General features: G+C 70.9%; 3 protein-coding genes. All 3 read right to left on the bottom strand.

The window, feature by feature from the left end; genetic code table 11:
- Positions 1 to 87: 87 nt before the first annotated feature.
- Positions 88 to 17,025, bottom strand: a complete 16,938-nt coding sequence (locus tag OG802_RS00795; RefSeq protein ID WP_329406110.1) for an SDR family NAD(P)-dependent oxidoreductase — start codon at positions 17,023 to 17,025, stop codon at positions 88 to 90.
- Between the two features lie 696 nt (positions 17,026 to 17,721).
- Positions 17,722 to 20,487 carry a helix-turn-helix transcriptional regulator gene (locus OG802_RS00790; protein ID WP_329406108.1) on the bottom strand — a complete coding sequence of 922 codons (2,766 nt, stop codon included), beginning with the start codon at positions 20,485 to 20,487 and terminating at the stop codon, positions 17,722 to 17,724.
- Positions 20,488 to 20,876: 389 nt separating this feature from the next.
- The gene (locus tag OG802_RS00785) at positions 20,877 to 22,106 is read right to left on the bottom strand and encodes a flavin-containing monooxygenase (RefSeq protein ID WP_329406107.1); all 1,230 of its coding nucleotides are present in this window, start codon (positions 22,104 to 22,106) and stop codon (positions 20,877 to 20,879) included.
- Positions 22,107 to 22,517: the final 411 nt, after the last annotated feature.

Here is a 22,517-nt window from a genome sequence, read left to right as displayed (position 1 = left end):
CGGCCCGGTCACCGGGCGCACGGCAGAGGCCCGGACCCCCCCCACGGCGGTTGCTGGGGGTCCGGGCCTCTGCCTTCGTCACAGACGTCAGACGGCGGCCAGGGTGCCGGTGGCGTTCCGGGTCCAGCCCTCGTCGTCGGCGTCCCGGCTGTAGATCGTGATCGGACGGCGGCCGCAGTCGTCGACCGGACCCGCCAGGAGATGCAGCACCCTCTCCCGATCACCGGAGAGAGCCACCGGAGCCTGGAACAACAACTCCTCGACCTCCTCACACCCCGTCCGCAGCCCGGCGTGCAGAGCGAGCTCCAGCAGTGCGGTGCCGGGCAGGAGGGTGGTGCCGGCGATGGTGTGGTCGGCGAGCCAGGGGTGGGTGTGGGTGGTGAGGGTGGTGGTGAAGAGGTGGGTGCCGTCGGGGAGTTCGGTGGCGGTGGCGAGGAGTGGGTGTTCGGCGGAGTCGAGGCCGAGGTGTTGGGCGGTGGTCTGAGGTTGGGGGGTGAGCCAGTAGTGGGTGCGGGTGAAGGGGTAGGTCGGGAGGGGGATGGGGGGTGTGTCGGTGGTGGGCCAGGTGAGGCCGTGGGGGGTGGTGTTGTGGAGGGCGGCGAGGGCGTCGGTGAACGTGTCGTTGTGGTCGGTGCGGGGGTTCTGCGTGGGGATGCAGACGGTGGCGTCGACGCTGTCGTTGGTGTCGAGGGTGGTTCGGGCGAGGTGGGTCAGGGTGGTGTCGGGTCCGATTTCGAGGTAGGTGGTGACGCCCAAATCGGCCAGGGTGGTGATGCCTTGGTGGTAGTGGACGGCGCTGCGGGCTTGGGTGGCCCAGTGGGCGGGGTCGGTGAGTTGTCCGGTGGCGGCGACCTGCCCCGTGGTGTTGGTGATGACGGGGATCGTGGGTGCGTGATGGGTCAGCTGGCGGGCGGCTTCGGTGAGACGGGGCAGCAGCGGGTCGAGGTGGCGTGAGTGGAAGGCCCCGGACACGGTCAGGGTGCGGTGGGTGATGCCGGCGGTGTCCAGGTCTTCGGTGAGTGCGGTGAGTGCGTCGTGGGTGCCGGCGAGGGTGGTGTGGTGGGGGGAGTTGTGTCCCGCGACGTCGATCTCGGCATGGCGGTCGAGGATGTGGTGGAGCTGCTCGATCCCTGCGCCTGCGCTGATCATGGTGGTGTGGGTGGGGAGTTGTTGCATGAGGTGGGCGCGGGTGGCGACGAGGGTGACGGCGTCGTCGAGGGTGAGGACGCCCGCGGCGTGGGCGGCGGTGAGTTCGCCGATGGAGTGGCCCATGAGGTAGTCGGGGGTCAGGCCGTGTTCGGTGAGGTAGGTGAACAGTGCGGCCTCGAACGCGAACAGTGCGGGCTGCGTGTAGTGGGTGTGGTCGAGGAGTGCGGCCAGTTCGCTGCCGGGTTCGGCCCACATGACGTCCAGGAGCGGCTGGTCGAGGTGGGTGTCGAAGCGTGCCGCGATGTCGGTGAGGAGTTCGGCGAAGCGGGGGTGTGTTTCGGCGAGCGTGCGTCCCATGCCGGGGTGTTGGGCTCCTTGGCCGGTGAAGAGGACGGCGAGTTTGCCGGTCTGTGGGGTTCCGGTGGTGATGCCGGGGTGGGTGTGTCCGGTGGCGAGGGCGCGGGTCTGGCTGAGGAGTTCGTCGCGGGTGTGGGCGTGCAGGACGGCGCGGTGGGTGTGGTGGTGGCGGCGGGCGAGGGCGTCGCCGATGGCGTTCGCGGTGAGTTCGGGGTGAGCGGCGGCATGGTCGGCCAGACGCTCGGCCGAGCGTAGGAGTTCGTCCTCCGTCCGCGCCGACAGGAGCCACGTGGTGCGCTCGGGCTCGGGCCGGTCGGCGGTGTGGCGGGCGGGAGCCGTGGGGGGTTCTTCGATGATGACGTGGGCGTTGGTGCCGCTGATGCCGAAAGAGGAGATGGCGGCGCGGCGGGGAGTGCCGGTGCTGGGCCAGGGCCGCGCTTCGGTGAGGAGGGTGAGGGGGGTGTCGTTCCAGTCGATGTGGGGGGTGGGGTCGTCGGCGTGGAGGGTGGCGGGCAGTTGCCGGTGGTGCAGTGCCTGGACCATTTTGATGATCCCGCCGACGCCGGCGGCGGCCTGGGTGTGTCCGATGTTGCTCTTGAGGCTGCCGAGCCAGAGGGGCCGTTCGGCGGGGCGTTCGGTGCCGTAGGCCTGGTGGAGGGCTTGGACTTCGATGGGGTCGCCGAGGGTGGTGCCGGTGCCGTGGGCTTCGACGATGTCGATGTCGGTGGGGTTGAGTCGGGCGTTGGTGAGGGCTTGTTGGATGACGCGTTGTTGGGCGGGGCCGTTGGGTGCGGTGAGGCCGTTGGAGGCGCCGTCTTGGTTGATGGCGGAGCCGCGGATGATGGCGAGGATGGGGTGGTTGTTGCGTTGGGCGTCGGAGAGGCGTTCGAGGAGGAGGAGTCCTGCTCCTTCGGCCCAGCCGGTGCCGTCGGCGTGGGCGGAGAAGGCTTTGCAGCGGCCGTCGGGGGCGAGGGCGCGTTGGCGGCTGAATTCGATGAAGGTGGAGGGGGTGGCCATGATGGTGGCGCCGCCGGTGAGGACGAGGTCGGTTTCGTGGGTGTGGAGGGCGTGGGTTGCTTGGTGGAGGGCGACCAGTGATGAGGAGCAGGCGGTGTCGATGGTGATGGCGGGGCCTTGGAGGCCGAAGGTGTAGGCGATGCGGCCGGAGGCGATGGAGGGCATGGAGCCGTTGGTGATGTAGCCCTCGTAGCCGGTGGGTGCGGGGTGGAGTCGGGCGCCGTAGTCGTCGTACATGATGCCGGTGTAGACGCCGGTGTTGGTGCCGTTGAGGGTGTGGGGGTTGATGCCGGCGCGTTCGAGGGTTTCGAGGGTGAGTTCGAGGAGGAGGCGTTGTTGGGGGTCGATGGTGAGGGCTTCGCGGGGGCTGATGCCGAAGTGGGCGGGGTCGAAGTGGGCTGCGGTGTGGAGGAAGCCGCCGTGGCGGGTGGTGGAGGTTCCGGTGTGGTCGGGGTCGGGGTGGTAGAGGTGGTCGAGGTTCCAGCCGCGGTCGGTGGGGAAGCCGGTGATGGCGTCGGTGTGGTGGGTGATGAGTTGCCAGAGTTCTTCGGGTGTGGTGATGCCGCCGGGGTAGCGGCAGGCCATGGAGATGATGGCGATGGGGTCGTCTTGGGTGTTGCGGTCGTGCCGGGGTGTGGGTGTGGTGGCGGGTGTGGTGGTGGGGGTGGTCGGCGTTTGGGGTGGGGTGAGGTGGGTGGTGATGTGGGTGGCGAGGGCGTGGGGGGTGGGGTGGTCGAAGATGAGGGTGGAGGGCAGGCGTAGTCCGGTTTCGTGGTTGAGGCGGTTGCGTAGTTCGACGGCGGTGAGGGAGTCGAAGCCGAGTTGTTTGAAGGCTTGGTCGGTGGCGAGGTGTTCGGGTTGGGTGTGCAGGACGGCGGCGCAGACGCGGGTGACGAGGTCGCGGACTGCGGCCGCCCGCTCCACCTCCGACAGACCAGCCGTCTGTTCCTGCCAGGTGGCGCCGGATGTCGTCCCGGAACGGCGTCGGGGAGCGGGGGCCATGCGTCGGAGAAGTGCGGGGAGTTCGTTCCGTTCGGCGAGCGTGGTCAGTGTGGTGCGGTCCCAGCGCACGGGTGCGAGCAGCGGGGTGTCGAGGGCGAGTGCGGCATCGAGGAGGGCGGTGCCCTCGGCGTTCGTCAGGGCGGTCATGCCGGCGGTGGTCCAGCGGGCGGTCTCGCTGCTGCTGAGAGTCGATCCCATTCCCTCGGCCCACAGTCCCCAGGCGAGTGAGGTGGCCGGGAGCCCTCGGGCGTGCCGGTACTCGGCCAGCGCGTCCAGGAAGGTGTTGGCGGCGGCGTAGTTCGCCTGGCCCGAGGAGCCGAGCAGCCCCGTGACCGACGAGTAGAGGACGAAGGCCGCCAACGGCTGGTCCAGGGTCGCCCGGTGGAGGTTCCAGGCCGCGTCGACCTTGGCGGTCAGCACCGGAGTGAGCTGGTCGGGCCGCAGACTGGCGAGCGTCGCGTCGGACACCGTGCCCGCGGAGTGGACGACACCGGTGAGGGGACCGGTGGCCGTGATCTCGTCGATCAGTTCACGTACGGCGTCGAAGTCGCTGACGTCGCAGGCGACCACGCTCGTGGGAGTCCCCGCGGCCGCGAGCTCCTCGGTCAGTTCCCGGGTGCCCGGCGCGTCCGCACCCCGTCGCGACACCAGCACCAGACGGCCCACGTCCGGCCGGGCCGCCAGGTAACGGGCGGTGACGGCGCCCAGCGCCCCCGTCCCGCCGGTGATGAGGATGGTGCCGTGGGTGAAGTCGGTGGTGTGGTGGGTGGGTTGGGGGGTGGTGGGGGTGAGTTGGGGGGTGAGGAGGGTGTTGTTGTGGAGGGTGAATTGGGGGGTGTGGGTGGTGATGGCGTGGGTGAGGTGGTGGGTCTGGGTGGGGGTGAGGTGGGTGTGGGGGAGGTCTCCGTGGGTGATGGTGTGGGGGTTTTCGGTGTGTGCGGTGCGCAGGAGGCCGGTGAGGGCGGTGTGGGGGAGGTGGGTGTGTGGGTGGTGGGGGGTGGTGGCGGTGGTGGTGAGGACGGTGAGGCGGGTGTCGGTGAGGGCGGGTGTGGTGAGCCAGGTCTGGAGGTCGGTCAGGACGGTGGTGGTGATCCGGTGGGTGGCTGCGACGACGTCCGCGTCGTCCCCGCTTCCCCCTTCGTCGGCGGTCGGGACCCGGTAGAGGACTGTGCTGGGAGTGGGGGCGCCGTTGGCGAGGGCGCTGAGCAGCGCGTCGAGGTCGGGGTGATGGGTGGCGATGCCCGGCAGCGGGTTCTCACCGCCGATCTGCACCCAGTCCGACGGCACGTCGCTCGACGGCACCTCTGATACCGCGAGCGAAATCCACTCCACCCCTGGTACCGCTGTTGGTGGTGTGAGGGTGTGGGGGTCTGCGGTGGCGAGGGTGAGGTGGGTGATGGTGAGGGCGGGGGTGCCGTCGGGGGTGTAGGCGTGGAGGGTGTAGGTGTTCGGTTTGGTGGGGTGGGGGGTGGTGTGGATGTGGAGTGTGGTGGGGGGTTGGTGGGTGGGGTGGGTGGTGACGTCGGTGAAGGTGTAGGGGAGGCGGAGGGGGGTGTCGGTGTGGGGTGTGGTGGGGGCGATGAGGGGGTGGAGCGCGGCGTCGAGGAGGGCGGGGTGGATGTGGTGGCCGTCTGGGTTGGTGTGGGTGGTGGGGAGGGTGACGTGGCTCCAGCCGGTGGTGGGCCAGTGGGCGGTGAGGCCTTGGAAGGTGGGGCCGTAGTGGTAGCCGTGGTCGGTGAGGGTGGGGTAGAAGGCGGTGAGGTCGGCGGGTTGGCCGAGGTGTTCGGTGGGTGGGGGTGTGTGGGGCGTGGGGGTGGTTGTGGGTGTGGGGGGTGTGGTGGTGAGGGTGCCGGTGGCGCGGAGGGCCCAGGCCTGATCGGTGGGGCTGGAAGTGATGTCGGAGGTGCGGGTGTGGATGGTGAGGTGGCGTTGGTCGTCGGTGGGGGTGTCGATGGTGAGTTGGAGTTGGGCGGGGAGGGTGATGGGTGAGTGGAGGGTGAGTTCGCTGAGGTGGGGGTGGCCGAGTTGGTCGCCTGCGTGGAGTGCGATGTCGAGGAGTGCGGTGCCGGGCAGGAGGGTGGTGCCGGCGATGGTGTGGTCGGCGAGCCAGGGGTGGGCGTGGGTGGTGAGGGTGGTGGTGAAGAGGTGGGTGCCGTCGGGTTGTTCGCTGGCTGCGGCGAGGAGCGGGTGGTCGGCCGGGCCGAGGCCGATCTGTGTGGCGTCGGTGCGAGGTTGCGCGGCGAGCCAGTAGTGGGTGCGGGTGAAGGGGTAGGTGGGCAGGAGGGCGGGGGGTGTGTCGGTGGTGGACCAGGTGAGGCCGTGGGGGGTGGTGGTGTGGAGGGCGGCGAGGGCCTCGGCGAAGACCTGGCTCTGGTCGGTGCGGGGGTTCTGCGTGGGGATGCAGACGGTGGCGTCGGCGCTGTCGTTGGTGTCGAGGGTGGTTCGGGTGAGGTGGGTGAGGGTGGTGTCGGGTCCGATTTCGAGGTAGGTGGTGACGCCCAGGTGGGTGAGGGTGGTGATGCCGTGGTGGTAGTGGACGGCGGTGCGGGCTTGGGTGGCCCAGTGGGCGGGGTCGGTGAGTTGTCCGGTGGCGGCGACCTGCCCCGTGGTGTTGGTGATGACGGGGATCGTGGGTGTGTGGTGGGTCAGCTGGCGGGCGGCTTCGGTGAGACGGGGCAGCAGCGGGTCGAGGTGGCGTGAGTGGAAGGCCCCGGACACGGTCAGGGTGCGGTGAGAGATCCCGGCCGCATCCAGATCCTCGGCCAGTGCGGTGAGTGCGTCGTGGGTGCCGGCGAGGGTGGTGTGGTGGGGGGAGTTGTGTCCGGCGACGTCGATCTCGGCATGGCGGCCGAGGATGTGGTGGAGCTGCTCGACCCCTACGTTGGCGCTGATCATGGTGGTGTGGGTGGGGAGTTGTTGCATGAGGTGGGCGCGGGTGGCGACGAGGGTGACGGCGTCGTCGAGGGTGAGGACGCCGGCGGCGTGGGCGGCGGTGAGTTCGCCGATGGAGTGGCCCATGAGGTAGTCGGGGGTCAGGCCGTGTTCGGTGAGGTAGGTGAACAGTGCGGTCTCGAACGCGAACAGTGCGGGCTGCGTGTAGTGGGTGTGGTCGAGGAGTGCGGCCAGTTCACTGCCGGGTTCGGCCCACATGACGTCCAACAGTGGTTGGTCGAGGTGGGTGTCGAAGCGTGCCGCGATGTCGGTGAGGAGGTGAGCGAACCGCGGATGTGCCTCGGCGAGGGTGCGTCCCATGCCCGCGTACTGCGAGCCCTGGCCGGTGAACAGCACCGCCACCTTGCCGGTCTGGGGCGTGCCCGTGGTGAGGCCGGGGTGGGTGTGTCCGGCGGCCAGGGCGCGGGTCTGGATGAGGAAGTCCTCGCGGGTGTGGGCGTGCAGGACGGCGCGGTGGGTGTGGTGGTGGCGGCGGGCGAGGGCGTCGCCGATGGCGCGCGCGGTGAGTTCGGGGTGAGCGGCGGCATGGTCGGCCAGACGCTCGGCCGCACGCGCCAGCTCCTCTTCCGTCCGCCCCGACAGCACCCAGGCCACACGCTCGGCATCGGGATCGTCGGTGACGATCGTCGGCTTCTCGCTCCGGGCCGGGGGTTCTTCGATGATGACGTGGGCGTTGGTGCCGCTGATGCCGAAGGAGGAGACTGCGGCGCGGCGCGGGGCACCGGTGCTGGGCCAGGGGCGCGCCTCTGTGAGCAGGCTGATGGCTCCCGTCGTCCAGTCGATGTGGGGGGTGGGGTCGTCGGCGTGGAGGGTGGCGGGCAGTTGCTGGTGGTGCAGTGCCTGGACCATTTTGATGATCCCGCCGACGCCGGCGGCGGCCTGGGTGTGTCCGATGTTTGATTTCAGGGAGCCCAGGTAGAGGGGTCGGTCGGCATCGCGTTGCGATCCGTAGGCGGCCATGAGGGCTTGGACTTCGATGGGGTCGCCGAGGGTGGTGCCGGTGCCGTGGGCTTCGACGATGTCGATGTCGGTGGGGTTGAGTCGGGCGTTGGTGAGGGCTTGTTGGATGACGCGTTGTTGGGCGGGGCCGTTGGGTGCGGTGAGGCCGTTGGAGGCGCCGTCTTGGTTGATGGCGGAGCCGCGGATGATGGCGAGGATGGGGTGGTTGTTGCGTTGGGCGTCGGAGAGGCGTTCGAGGAGGAGGAGTCCTGCTCCTTCGGCCCAGCCGGTGCCGTCGGCGTGGGCGGAGAAGGCTTTGCAGCGGCCGTCGGGGGCGAGGGCGCGTTGGCGGCTGAATTCGATGAAGGTGGAGGGGGTGGCCATGATGGTGGCGCCGCCGGTGAGGACGAGGTCGGTTTCGTGGGTGTGGAGGGCGTGGGTTGCTTGGTGGAGGGCGACCAGTGATGAGGAGCAGGCGGTGTCGATGGTGATGGCGGGGCCTTGGAGGCCGAAGGTGTAGGCGATGCGGCCGGAGGCGATGGAGGGCATGGAGCCGTTGGTGATGTAGCCCTCGTAGCCGGTGGGTGCGGGGTGGAGTCGGGCGCCGTAGTCGTCGTACATGATGCCGGTGTAGACGCCGGTGTTGGTGCCGTTGAGGGTGTGGGGGTTGATGCCGGCGCGTTCGAGGGTTTCGAGGGTGAGTTCGAGGAGGAGGCGTTGTTGGGGGTCGATGGTGAGGGCTTCGCGGGGGCTGATGCCGAAGTGGGCGGGGTCGAAGTGGGCTGCGGTGTGGAGGAAGCCGCCGTGGCGGGTGGTGGAGGTTCCGGTGTGGTCGGGGTCGGGGTGGTAGAGGTGGTCGAGGTTCCAGCCGCGGTCGGTGGGGAAGCCGGTGATGGCGTCGGTGTGGTGGGTGATGAGTTGCCAGAGTTCTTCGGGTGTGGTGATGCCGCCGGGGTAGCGGCAGGCCATGGAGATGATGGCGATGGGGTCGTCTTGGGTGTCGCGGTCAGGCCGGGGTGTGGGTGTGGTGGCGGGTGTGGTGGTGGGGGTGGTCGGCGTTTGGGGTGGGGTGAGGTGGGTGGTGATGTGGGTGGCGAGGGCGTGGGGGGTGGGGTGGTCGAAGATGAGGGTGGAGGGCAGGCGTAGTCCGGTTTCGTGGTTGAGGCGGTTGCGTAGTTCGACGGCGGTGAGGGAGTCGAAGCCGAGTTGTTTGAAGGCCTGGTCGGTGGCGAGGTGTTCGGGTTGGGTGTGCAGGACGGCGGCGCAGACGCGGGTGACGAGGTCGCGGACTGCGGCCGCCCGCTCCACCTCCGACAGACCAGCCATCTCCTGTTGCCACCCGGACGCCGTGCTGCCGGCACCGGTGCCGACGCGGGTCTTGACCGTCGGACGTCGTCGACGTGTGACCGCCAGACGCTCAAGGAGCGGCGGGAGTTCGTCCCGTTCGGCGAGTGCGGTGAGCGTGGTGCGGTCCCAGCGGACAGGCGCAAGGAGCGGGGCGTCCAGGCCGAGGGCGGCGTCCAGCAGCGCCGCACTGGCCGCGTCGGTGAGGGGGGTCATGCCGGCGGTGGTCCAGCGGGCGGTCTCGCTGCTGCTGAGGGTCGATCCCATTCCCTCGGCCCACAGTCCCCAGGCGAGTGAGGTGGCCGGGAGCCCTCGGGCGTGCCGGTACTCGGCCAGCGCGTCCAGGAAGGTGTTGGCGGCGGCGTAGTTCGCCTGACCGGCCCAGCCCAGCAGTCCGGCGACGGAGGAGTAGAGGACGAAGTGGGTGAGGGGGTGGTGGCGGGTGAGGTCGTGGAGGTGCCAGGCGGCGTCGGCTTTGGCGCGCAGGACGGGGTGGGTGCGGTCGGGGGTGAGGTCGGTGAGGAGGGCGTCGTCGAGGGTGCCGGCGAGGTGGAAGACGGCGGTGAGGGGGTGGTGGGGGTCGATGCCGTCGAGCAGGTCGGCGGTGGCGTCGCGGTCGGCGAGGTCGGCTGAGGTGATGCGGACGGTGGCGCCGAGGGCCTGGAGGTCGGCGGTGAGGCGGTCGGCGCCGTCGGCGGCGGGGCCGCGGCGGCTGGCCAGGAGCAGGTGGCGTGCGCCGTGCCGGGTGACGAGGTGGCGGGCGAGCATCGCGCCCAGACCGCCGGTCCCGCCGGTGACGAGGACGGTGCCGTGGGTGAAGTCGGTGGTGTGGTGGGTGGGTTGGGGGGTGGTGGGGGTGAGTTGGGGGGTGAGGAGGGTGTTGTTGTGGAGGGTGAATTGGGGGGTGTGGGTGGTGATGGCGTGGGTGAGGTGGTGGGTCTGGGTGGGGGTGAGGGGGGTGTGGGGGAGGTCTCCGTGGGTGATGGTGTGGGGGTTTTCGGTGTGTGCGGTGCGCAGGAGGCCGGTGAGGGCGGTGTGGGGGAGGTGGGTGTGTGGGTGGTGGGGGGTGGTGGCGGTGGTGGTGAGGACGGTGAGGCGGGTGTCGGTGAGGGCGGGTGTGGTGAGCCAGGTCTGGAGGTCGGTCAGCACGGTGGTGGTGATCCGGTGGAGGGCTCCGATGACGTCCGCGTCGCCCTCATGGTCGTCCATGTCTGCGGTCGGCACTCGGTAGAGGGCCACGGCCGGAACGGGCGCGCCGTCCGCCAGGGCGTCGAGGAGTGCGCCGAGATCCGCATAGTGGGCGCTGACCCGCAGCAGTCGTTCGGCACCGCCGATCTGCACCCAGTCCGAGTGCACGCCGACGGCGTCGCTGTCCCCCTCTTCCTCCGCGGGAACGACGGGCGTGCCCGTGTCGACCGGCAGCCATTCCATTGACGACACCGCTATTGGTGGTGTGAGGGTGTGGGGGTCTGCGGTGGCGAGGGTGAGGTGGGTGATGGTGAGGGCGGGGGTGCCGTCGGGGGTGTAGGCGTGGAGGGTGTAGGTGTTCGGTTTGGTGGGGTGGGGGGTGGTGTGGATGTGGAGTGTGGTGGGGGGTTGGTGGGTGGGGTGGGTGGTGACGTCGGTGAAGGTGTAGGGGAGGCGGAGGGGGGTGTCGGTGTGGGGTGTGGTGGGGGCGATGAGGGGGTGGAGCGCGGCGTCGAGGAGGGCGGGGTGGATGTGGTGGCCGTCTGGGCTGGTGTGGGTGGTGGGGAGGGTGACGTGGCTCCAGCCGGTGGTGGGCCAGTGGGCGGTGAGGCCTTGGAAGGTGGGGCCGTAGTGGTAGCCGTGGTCGGTGAGGGTGGGGTAGAAGGCGGTGAGGTCGGCGGGTTGGCCGAGGTGTTCGGTGGGTGGGGGTGTGTGGGGCGTGGGGGTGGTTGTGGGTGTGGGGGGTGTGGTGGTGAGGGTGCCGGTGGCGCGGAGGGCCCAGGCCTGATCGGTGGGGCTGGAAGTGATGTCGGAGGTGCGGGTGTGGATGGTGAGGTGGCGTTGGTCGTCGGTGGGGGTGTCGATGGTGAGTTGGAGTTGGGCGGGGAGGGTGATGGGTGAGTGGAGGGTGAGTTCGCTGAGGTGGGGGTGGCCGAGTTGGTCGCCTGCGTGGAGTGCGATGTCGAGGAGTGCGGTGCCGGGCAGGAGGGTGGTGCCGGCGATGGTGTGGTCGGCGAGCCAGGGGTGGGTGTGGGTGGTGAGGGTGGTGGTGAAGAGGTGGGTGCCGTCGGGGAGTTCGGTGGCGGTGGCGAGGAGTGGGTGTTCGGCGGAGTCGAGGCCGATCTGTGTGGCGTCGGTGCGAAGTTGCGCGGCAAGCCAGTAGTGGGTGCGGGTGAAGGGGTAGGTCGGGAGGAGGGCGGGGGGTGTGTCGGTGGTGGGCCAGGTGAGGCCGTGGGGGGTGGTGGTGTGGAGGGCGGCGAGGGCCTCGGCGAAGACCTGGCTCTGGTCGGTGCGGGGGTTCTGCGTGGGGATGCAGACGGTGGCGTCGGTGCTGTCGTTGGTGTCGAGGGTGGTTCGGGTGAGGTGGGTGAGGGTGGTGTCGGGTCCGATTTCGAGGTAGGTGGTGACGCCCAAGTGGGTGAGGGTGGTGATGCCTTGGTGGTAGTGGACGGCGGTGCGGGCTTGGGTGGCCCAGTGGGCGGGGTCGGTGAGTTGTCCGGTGGCGGCGGCCTGCCCCGTGGTGTTGGTGATGACGGGGATCGTGGGTGTGTGGTGGGTCAGCTGTTGGGCGGCTTCGGTGAGGTGGGGGAGGAGTGGGTCGAGGTGGCGTGAGTGGAAGGCGCCGGACACGGTCAGGGTGCGGTGGGTGATGCCGGCGGCGTCCAGGTCTTCGGTGAGTGCGGTGAGTGCGTCGCGGGTGCCGGCGAGGGTGGTGTGGCGCGGCGAGTTGTGTCCGGCGACGTCGATGTCGGGGTGGCGGCCGAGGATGTCGTGGAGCTGCTCGATCCCTGCGCCTGCGCTGATCATGGTGGTGTGGGTGGGGAGTTGTTGCATGAGGTGGGCGCGGGTGGCGACGAGGGTGACGGCGTCGTCGAGGGTGAGGACGCCCGCAACGTGGGCGGCGGTGAGTTCGCCGATGGAGTGGCCCATGAGGTAGTCGGGGGTCAGGCCGTGTTCGGTGAGGTAGGTGAACAGTGCGGTCTCGAACGCGAACAGTGCAGGCTGCGTGTAGTGGGTGTGGTCGAGGAGTGCGGCCAGTTCACTGCCGGGTTCGGCCCACATGACGTCCAACAGTGGTTGGTCGAGGTGGGTGTCGAAGCGTGCCGCGATGTCGGTGAGGAGGTGAGCGAACCGCGGATGTGCCTCGGCGAGGGTGCGTCCCATGCCCGCGTACTGCGAGCCCTGGCCGGTGAACAGCACCGCCACCTTGCCGGTCTGGGGCGTGCCCGTGGTGAGGCCGGGGTGGGTGTGCCCGGCGGCCAGGGCGCGGGTCTGGATGAGGAAGTCCTCGCGGGTGTGGGCGTGCAGGACGGCGCGGTGGGTGTGGTGGTGGCGGCGGGCGAGGGCGTCGCCGATGGCGCGCGCGGTGAGTTCGGGGTGAGCGGCGGCATGGTCGGCCAGACGCTCGGCCGCACGCGCCAGCTCCTCTTCCGTCCGCCCCGACAGCACCCAGGTGATCGGCACCGGAGAACGTCCGATGAGAGCGAGAGCGCCGACGAAGGCGTCGTTCTGGTCGGTGCGAGGGTTCTGCGTGGGGATGCAGGTGACGGAGTCGGTGTGGTCAGCGTCGTCGGTGCGGGTGTCGAGGGTGGTTCGGGTGAGGTGGGTGAGGGTGGTGTCGGGTCCGATTTCGAGGTAGGTGGTGACGCCCAACTCGGCCAGGGTGGTGATGCCTTGGTGGTAGTGGACGGCGGTGCGGGCTTGGGTGGCCCAGTGGGCGGGGTCGGTGAGTTGTCCGGTGGCGGCGACCTGCCCCGTGGTGTTGGTGATGACGGGGATGGTCGGTGTGTGGTGGGTGAGGTGTTGGGCGGCTTCGGTGAGGTGGGGGAGGAGTGGGTCGAGGTGGCGTGAGTGGAAGGCGCCGGACACGGTCAGGGTGCGGTGGGTGATGCCGGCGGCGTCCAGGTCTTCGGTGAGTGCGGTGAGTGCGTCGCGGGTGCCGGCGAGGGTGGTGTGGTGGGGGGAGTTGTGTCCGGCGACGTCGATGTCGGGGTGGCGGTCGAGGATGTGGTGGAGCTGCTCGATTCCTGCGCCTGCGCTGATCATGGTGGTGTGGGTGGGGAGTTGTTGCATGAGGTGGGCGCGGGTGGCGACGAGGGTGACGGCGTCGTCGAGGGTGAGGACGCCGGCGGCGTGGGCGGCGGTGAGTTCGCCGATGGAGTGGCCCATGAGGTAGTCGGGGGTCAGGCCGTGTTCGGTGAGGTAGGCGAACAGTGCGGCCTCGAACGCGAACAGTGCGGGCTGCGTGTACTGGGTGTGGTCGAGGAGTGCGGCGAGGTCGCTGCCGGGTTCGGCCCACATGACGTCCAACAGTGGTTCGTCGAGGTGGGTGTCGAAGCGTGCCGCGATGTCGGTGAGGAGTTCGGCGAACCGAGGATGTGCCTCGGCGAGGGTGCGTCCCATGCCCGCGTACTGCGAGCCCTGGCCGGTGAACAGCACCGCCAACTTGCCGCTCCGGGCCGGGGGTTCCTCGATGATGACGTGGGCGTTGGTGCCGCTGATGCCGAAGGAGGAGACGGCGGCGCGGCGGGCGTCCTCGCCGCGAGGCCAAGGCCGCGCTTCGGTGAGGAGGGTGAGGGGGGTGCCGTCCCAGTCGATGTGGGGCGTGGGGTCGTCCGCGTGGAGGGTGGCGGGCAGTTGCCGGTGGTGCAGTGCCTGGACCATTTTGATGATCCCGCCGACGCCGGCGGCGGCCTGGGTGTGTCCGATGTTGCTCTTGAGGCTGCCGAGCCAGAGGGGCCGTTCGGCGGGGCGCTCGGTGCCGTAGGCCTGGTGGAGAGCCTGGACTTCGATGGGGTCGCCGAGGGTGGTGCCGGTGCCGTGGGCTTCGATGGCGTCGACGTCGGCGGGGGTGAGTCGGGCGGCGGCCAGTGCCTGCCTGATGACGCGTTGCTGGGCGGGGCCGTTGGGTGCGGTGAGGCCGTTGGAGGCCCCGTCCTGATTGACGGCGGAGCCGCGGACGACGGCCAGAACCGGGTGGTTGTTGCGTTGGGCGTCGGAGAGGCGTTCGAGGAGGAGGAGTCCGGCTCCTTCGGCCCAGCCGGTGCCGTCGGCGTGGGCGGAGAAGGCCTTGCAGCGGCCGTCGGCGGAAAGGCCTTGCTGGCGGCTGAACTCCACGAACATGCCGGGCGACGACATGACGGTGACACCGCCTGCCAGGACCATGCCGCACTCGCCCGAACGCAGAGCCTGAACCGCCTGGTGCAGGGCGACCAGGGACGAGGAGCAGGCCGTGTCGACCGTCACCGCCGGCCCTGACAGACCGAACGTGTAGGCCATGCGCCCCGATATGACGCTCGGGGTGACGCCCGTCAGGAGATGCCCGGCCGTGTCCGAGGAGGCGTCCGCGAGCCGCGGCCCGTAGTCGAGACCGGTGGCTCCCACGAACACGCCGGTGTCGCTGCCCTGGAGGGCCGCCGGGGCGATGCCCGCGCGCTCGAACGCCTCGACGGCCAACTCCAGCATCACCCGCTGCTGGGGGTCCATCGACAGGGCCTCGCGGGGGCTGATGCCGAAGTGGGCGGGGTCGAACTCGGCCGCGGAGTGCAGGAAGCCGCCGTGACGGGTGGTCGAGGTGCCGGTGTGTTCGAAGTCGGGATGGTAGAGCCGGTCGAGGTCCCAGCCGCGATCCGTCGGGAAGTCGCCGATGGCGTCCGTGCCGTCCGCGACCAGCCGCCACAGTTCGTCGGGCGAGGTGACGCCGCCGGGGTAACGGCAGGCCATCGACACCACCACGACCGGATCGTCCTCAAGGGCGGAGGGGACGGATCCCGCCTTGCGAACTTCGGCATGGTCCCGGGCCCGGGCCGCCGACGGCGAGGATCCGCTGCGCCTCTCGGCCAGGTGCCGGGCGAGTGCGTTCGGTGTGGGATGGTCGAAGAGCACGGTGCTGGGCAGCACGATGCCGGTCTCGGCCTGTACGGCGTCGCGCAGCTCCACCGCTCCGGTCGAGTCGAGTCCGAGGTCCCGGAAGGTGAGGTCCGGCCCGACGTCCGTGGCGGCGGGGTGGCCGAGGACGTCCGCCGCGGCGCGACGTACGACCTCCAGCAGCTCGCCGGGTCCTACAGCTACGCGCGCCCCGGCCCCCTCCACGCCCGGCCGGCTTTCGACGCCCGCGCCTGCGCCTGTGCCCGTGCCTCCGCCCCCGGCCACCGGCCCGGTCTCCATCGTGCCGCCGCCTTGGCCCCCGGAGGCGGTCTCCACGGTGTCCGGGGTGCCCACGTCGCCCAGGGTGCCCATGTCGCCTGCGTCCTCCGCGCGGGTGGGCGTGCCCTTTGGAACCACCTCCCCGTCGGGCTCCGGCCAGTAGCGGGCCCGGTCGAACACATACCCCGGAAGCGTCACTCGGGCCGGACTGATACCCGCGAACACCGTCGCCCAGCTGACGGCTTCGCCCGACTCGTAGCGGTCGACCAGTCGGCGTACGTCCGGGGGAACCGGCGGGTGGGCCGTTCGCAGGCCCCGCGCCAGAGCGTCCAGGCCAGCATTCAGCGACTCACGGTCGGCGGCGAGGACGACGGCGCGGTGTGCGAAGTCCTCGCGCGTGGTCGCCAGCGAGAAGGCCACGTCCACCAGGTCGAGTTCTTCGGCCTCCAGACCCGGTTCCAGTGCTGCGTGCAGACGTTCGGCCTGGGCGCGCAGCGCGGTCTCCGTACGCGCCGACAGCGGGAAGGGAAGCGCCGACGCGAGTGTCCTGGGCGTAGGCGCAGGCGCAGGCGCGAGCGTGGACGGCAGTGGTACGGCGGTGGACGCCTGCGCACGGGAGGCCGAGGCCGGGGCCTCGCTCACCACCAGGTGGCAGTTGGTGCCGCCCATGCCGAACGAGCTCACGCCGGCGACGAGCGGGCCGTCCGGATCCGGCCAGGACGTGAAGGAGCGCTGCACGCGCAGGCCGAGGGCCTCCAGGTCGATGGCCGGGTTCGGCGTGTCGAAGTTCAGGCTGGCCGGAAGGCGCCGGTGGCGGATGCTCAGCACGGTCTTGATGAGCCCGGCGATCCCGGACGCGGCCTCCAGGTGGCCGATGTTGGTCTTGACCGAGCCGACGTGCAGGGGCGTTTCGCGGATGCCCGCCCCGAAGGCAGCGCCCAGCGCGGCCGCCTCGACGGGGTCGCCGACCCGGGTGCCCGTGCCGTGGAGTTCGACGTACTGCACCTCGGTCGCGGAGACGGCGGCGCAGGCGTGGGCGCGCCGCAGCACGGCGGCCTGCGCGTCAGGACTGGGGACCGTCAGGCCCTCCGTCGCGCCGTCGTTGTTGACCGCGCCGCCGCGGATCACGGCGTGGACGCGGTCGCCGTCGGCCATCGCGTCGGCGAGGCGCTTGAGCAGGACGACACCGCCGCCCTCACCCCGGACGAACCCGTTGGCACGCGCGTCGAAGGTGTAGCACCGTCCGTCCGGAGACAGCCCGCCGAAGCTCTCGACGACGGTGGTGGCGGCCGGGTCGAGCAGCAGGTTCACACCGCCCGCGAGGGCCAGCCCGGCCGCGCCGGCGCGCAGGCTGTCGCAGGCCAGCTGGACCGCCACGAGGGACGAGGCCTGAGCCGCGTCGACGACCATGCTCGGGCCCTGTAGACCGAGGGCGTACGAGACGCGGTTGGCGATGAGGCCCCGCCGGGTGCCGGCGAGGGTGTGCCGGGTGACGGAGCCGGGGGCGACACGGTGCATGACGGCGCCGAAGTCGTCGGCGAACGAGCCGACGAAGACCCCGGTCGCGGTGTCCCGCAGGTCGGTCGGACGGATGGCCGCGTCCTCGAGGACCTGCCAGCTGAGTTCGAGGACGAGCCGCTGCTGGGGGTCCATCGTGACGGCTTCTCGGGGGGATATGCCGAAGAAGGCCGGGTCGAAGGTGTCGATGGATTCCAGGAAGCCGCCGTGACGCGACGGGCCGTCCTCGGCCGGCGGCGTGATTCCGGCCAGCTCGGCACGGCCGGTCGGCAGCGTGGCGACGGCGTCGGCGCCGGTGCGGAGGAGCCTCCAGAAGGAGGCCAGGTCGGGAGCGCCCGGGAAGCGGCACGCCATGCCGATGATGGCGATGTCGACCGGTGCGGACTGCGTGGCGTAGGTGTGCTGTGGCTCCATGGCGCCTGGGCGGCCTTCCTGCGCGGAATCCGGCCGGCTGGACCTGGCGCCTGCGGATCACGGCGCTCTCGGACTGCCCTGCCCGATGGACGAGTGTCGTGCCGAGTTCAGGGCCGATCCTGGCCGATGGCCTGCCGGGTCACCACCCGTAGGCACCCCTAGGCCCACGGCCCCGAGCCTGAGGCCTGAGGCTTGAGGTCCGGGGCCTGAGTTCCGGGCCTGAGGCTGAGGTCCGCCAGGCGATGCCGGGCCGGCGGGCGGGGACGTGCGCGCGGGCGGTCGTTCGCGCGCACGGTCTTTCGCGCGGTGACGGCCGTGCAGGCGGAAGCTCGTCGCGCATGACGGCCCTGCGCACGTGGGCTCCGTCGCGCATGACGGCCCTGCGCACGGGGGCTCCGTCGCGCATGACAGCCGTGTGCGCGGGGGCTCCGTCGCACGATGACGGCCGTGCGCGCGGAAGCTCCGCCGCAAACGACGGCGGGCGGGCGCGCGGAGGCTCCTCGGCGTGGTGCCGACCGTGCTCGCGGGAGGCTCGTTCGCGCGGTACCCCTGCCGCGCGCGCGTGTCCGCCGTGCGCTCACCGCCCCCTCGTACAGGGGAACGCACCGCGGGCACGGACCGGACGAGTTCACCGGGCCGGACCGGCTCGGCGGACCGTCGGGTCCGTGACCGTGGTGCGACGCGCGTAGCGCTGGTTCAGGCTGCCGTGGCCCGCAGTTTGACGGGCAGGTCCTCACGGCTTCGGACCTTCATCTTCTTGTACACGCGGGTCAGATGCTGCTCGACGGTGCTCACGGTCACGAACAGCTCCTGGGCGATCTCCCGGTTGGTGAGACCGCGTGCGGCCAGCGTGGCGACGCGCTGCTCCGACTTGCTCAGTTTGTCGAAGTCGTGCTCGATCTTCACCGGCCATTCGGCGGTCGGCTCCAGCGCCGGGGCGGCCACCATCAGGGCCTCGGGCACCGTGTCGGCGTTGCACACCTTCGCCATCCGGCGTGCCCGCAGACCGGCGGTGCGGGCCTTGTCCTTGTCGCCGATGGCCCGGTGCGCCGAGCTGAGATCGGCGAGGCAGCGCACCAACTCGTAGCGGTCGCCGCCGGCCTGGAGGAGTTGCATGGACTTGTCGAGGATCGTCAGACGTTCCTTGAAGTCGCGGGTGGCGGCCAGTGCGCGCAGCGCCATGCCGCGGGAGCGCGTGCTGCCGAATCCGCGCATGGCCAGCTGCGCCTCGAGGAGGCCGGCCGCCTTCTCCTTCTGGTCCAGCGACAGCCAGGCCTCGGCCGCGCCGACCCGCCACGGCACGAGCACGGGTGTGTCCATGTCCCACTGCTGCGCCTGCTTGCCGCAGGTCAGGAAGTCGGCGAGGGCCGCGTACGGGCGACCGCCCGCCAGGTGGTGCCGGCCGCGGGCGTAGAGGTAGTGCAGCCCGGAACGAGTCTGGAAGAGCGCGGGCGCGGCCGCGGTCGCGAAGCACTGCGCGGCCATGTCGTGGTTGCCGATCGACGTGTGCGCCTCGGCGAGGGTGGCCAGCGCCAGCCAGCCGTGGGTGTCCAGGGACCGGTTCCTCGCGGGGGCCAGTGCCGCCGTGCTGTGCTCGACCGCGACGTCGAGTTCGCCGCGGCGCAGCGCGATCATGGCGAGCAGACCCCGCAGTACGGCGGTCCAGCCGGGGAGTTCGCTCTCCGCCGCGCTCGTGAGAAAACGATTCGCTGTCCGCTGGGCGGAGTCCAGCGACGAGGAGTAGATGAGCGTGAGTACGGCGGGCACGACGCAGGCCCGGACGGACGCGTCGAACAGGCTCCCCGTCTGCAGCGACTGCTCGGCCTGGGCCGCGATGTAGGCGTCGCCGTTGCCGGTCAGCACGGAGAGCAGGGACTGGTGGGCCTGGAGCCTGGCGCGGACGGCGGGCGACGCGTCGGCGGTGAGGGCCGCGGCCGCCGGCCGTGACCTGGCGGCCGCCGAGGCGCCGGCAGGGCGCTGCACCCCGGGGAAGCTGGACGCGATCTGCAGTTCGGTCACCTGCATCTCGACGCAGATGTCGGGCCGGTCGACGTCGGCACGCCGCACGATGCTGTCGATGACCTCGACGGCGTCGTGCACCTGGGCGTTCCAGAGCATGGCCTGGGCGACCGGGAGGGCGGTGTCCGGGGCCATCAGGCCGGTGAGGATCGAGGTCTTGAGCGACTGGTAGCGCGCGAGCGCCCCGCCGAGCTCGACCATCGCGCAGATCTCCGCCAGTTGGGCCTTGATCTCGTACCGCGTCCTGTCGTCGGTGCAGGAGGCGTCGGCCAGCTTCAGACAGCGGATGCCGAGGTCCATCTGACCGGCGGCGAGCGCGTGGCGTGCCGCGTCGCGCAGCACGGGCAGACCCCAGGTGTCCTTGACGGGGCCGGCCGCGAGGAGATGGAAGGCGATCGCCTCGGGTGGCGCGCCGTGGGCGTGCAGCAGCCGGGCGGCACGGTGGTGCATCTCGATCACGGTGGCGCTCGGGATGGTGCTCAGCACGATCTCCCGGACCCGCTTGTGCCGGAACGCGCCCCCGACCAGCAGCCCGCTGGCCTGGAGCCGGCGCAGCGCGGTGCGTATCAGGCCGAGGGGCGCCTCGCACAACTCGCTCAGCTGGTATTCGTCGCAATTCTCCCCGAGGAGCGCGACTCCCTGCGCGACAAGGCGGGCCAGAGCGCCCATACGGTGCAGGCAAACCTGAACGGCCCTCTGGAAGGCGTCACCCGCGAACGGGCCGCAATCGGAACCCGGAAGTTCGTTATCTTTTACGGCGGCCTTTACCTGGCTGTCCTCCACGAGCGCGGATACCAGCAAGGGATTTCCACCGCTGAGTGCGTGGTAGTGACTCGCCATTTCCACCGCGATCGGATCCGGGTTCCTCGCGGCGATCATCCGGGCCACCGCGTCAGAATTCAGGAGTGCCAGGGAAACGCTGCAGACGTGGGTCTCGTAGAGCATCTCCTGGAGAATGGGAGAGGTGGCCTCCACGGTCGCGTCCCATGAGACGAATACCGAGAGGGGGAGGGCGAGCGGCGCGAAGCGCGCCGTGAGGAGGCGCAGGCAGCGGATGGAGAGCGGGTCGGCGTGGTGGATGTCGTCGACGACCAGGACGACGGGACCGGGCTTCGTGAGGGCGGCGACGGCGGACTGCGCCAGCTGCGCGACGAACGACCAGACCGAGGTGTGGCCCGAAGTACCATGCCCGTTCAGAGGGGTTTCGGGGTTTGTCTGCGCTAAGAGTTGCTGTACGACGGAGAAGGGCTCGTTGCGCTCCTCCGGCAGCGCGCAGGTGCTGAACACCGTTGCGCCTGCGGCGCGACTTCGGTCGGCCAGGGCCCGCAGCAGGGTGCTCTTGCCGACACCGGTGGGCCCGTTCACCACGGCCAGGGTGCCCACACCTTTGGCGACCCGTTCCAGCAGGAGATCGATCTCTGTTCTCGCATTGCTGTGACCCAACAGGTTTATCACGAAACCTCGCTTTCACGTAGTGGCGCGGACCCTTGACGAAGGGGGTCCGGCGCACACTCGGCCTGCCGCTCACGTTTTCCCAGATACCGCGGGATTTGCCAGTGGATCTACCGCGTGACTACCGCGTATCCTGTACGCAGCTACATAGCGTGGTCAACAACTTTCTCGAACGTTTGCCCAATCTTGGGGCCTGGGGCCGACGCGAAACCGTCCTCGGGGGACGGATGGAGGGCGCGAGGGAGCGCAAGGTGGCCTGCGGCGACGGCAGTACGTGGCCCTTGCATCGCATGCGATGGACAAGGCGACTCGTAATCGAATCCGCGACGGCTCCGTGTCCATTCACTGGACAGACCCGCGCTCCGGCCTCCGAAGCTCCGTCAGCTCCTGGCGGGACCCCGGCCGAGCGCGCCGGGGGTTCGGTCGCCGGGCAGGGGGTCGCGAGAGGCCGCCCGGGACTTCTCATTTCGCAACGCGCGGGCGATGGCGCGCGCCTCGATCCCCGCCTGGCGGAGGACTCCCGTGAGGGGATTGGTGTATCCGGTGAAGTAGAGGCGCGAGGCCGCGGAATGCCTCTGCTCCCCCACGGCGGGGGGCTGCCCGGCCTCGTCGAGCACGCCCAGGGAGCCGACCAGGTCGCGCAGGTCGGACCGGTACCCGGTGGCGGCGATGACCGTGTCGGGGCGCAGCCGGGTGCCGTCGGCCAGGACGACGTCGGGGCCGTCGAACGCCTCGACGGCCGCTACCGGCTCGACCCGGCCGGACCGGACGGCGTCCACGAAGCCGTGGTCGAGCACCGGGTTGACCCCTTCGCGGGCGTTGCGCGTGTACAGGCCGGTGCGGGGGCGGGGCAGTCCACGGGAGGTCAGGTCGGGCACCGCGAGGCGCTGCGTGAGCAGGGAGGTGCGGTCGCGCCATGCGAGGGGGAGAGCGTCCGTCAGTCTGCCGACCGCGGCCCATCGGGCGCTGGAGCGGGGCAGGATGTTGGGCGGGGTACGGACCGCGATCCGTACCCGCGCGGCTCCGGCCCCGGCAAGGACGCTCGCGATCTCCGTGCCGCTGTTGCCGGTGCCGACCACCAGGACGTCCCGCCCGCGGTAGGGAGCCGCAGAGCGGTAGTGGGCCGAGTGCAGCAGAGTACCGGTGAACGTCGAACGCCCCGGCCAGTGGGGGAGGTTCGGGGTGTGGCAGCGGCCGGTGGCCACCACGACCGCACCAGCAGGCACCGGGCCGTCGGGGGTGCGGAGCAGCCATCGTGCCCCCGAGCCCGGCCCGCCCCGTTCGACGCTCCGCACCGGTGTGGCCGTCCGGACGTCGAGTCGGTGATGGGCGGCGTAGCGCTCCAGGTAGCGCACGTAGTCGTCCCGGCTCACCCACGGGCCCGCCTGGCGCGGCACCGAGAGGCCGGGGAGCTTCGACGTGCCGGGAGTGGTGTGCAGGCGCAGATGGTCATAGCGCCCCGCCCAGCTCGCTCCCACGCGGTCCGACCGTTCCAGGATCACGGTCGGCTCTCCGGAACGGGTCAGCAGTGCGGCGGCCGCCAGGCCGTGCGGGCCGGCTCCGATCACGATCGTGGGAGCGCTGGAGTCTCGCTGTGGTGTCGAGGGCATCGCCTCCTTCAACGGCGGACCGCCGCGCACGTCACGGCCCACCGGCGCGTCCGGCAGGCGGACGACCGCCGTTACACGCGCGACACGGACTCGTTGGGCACCGGGCAGCAGACGTTGCGCGGGAGATCGCCCCCCAGGGGCGGGCCCCTCCGACCCTCCGGACCGCCCGGACCGCCCGGACGTCCGGGCCGGGCGCGGGCGGCCGGTCGAGGCAGGTTCACGCCGGTCGGCACGGGCCTGCCCGGCCCGGCCCTTGCGGTAGGGCTTTTCCCCATGTCCGCTCGCCGCAACGTTCGATCGTTCGAGGGGCTCATGTGCAAGAAGTGACGACACGCGACCGCCCAGGACCAGGACCAGGGCCAGGGCCAGGGCCAGGACCAGGGCCAGGGCCAGGGCCAGGGCCGGAGACGG

The organism is Streptomyces sp. NBC_00704 (genome assembly GCF_036226605.1).
GTDB lineage: Bacteria > Actinomycetota > Actinomycetes > Streptomycetales > Streptomycetaceae > Streptomyces.
The sequence above is the reverse complement of the archived record's forward strand: the minus strand, read 5'-3'. Positions and strand labels throughout refer to the sequence as shown.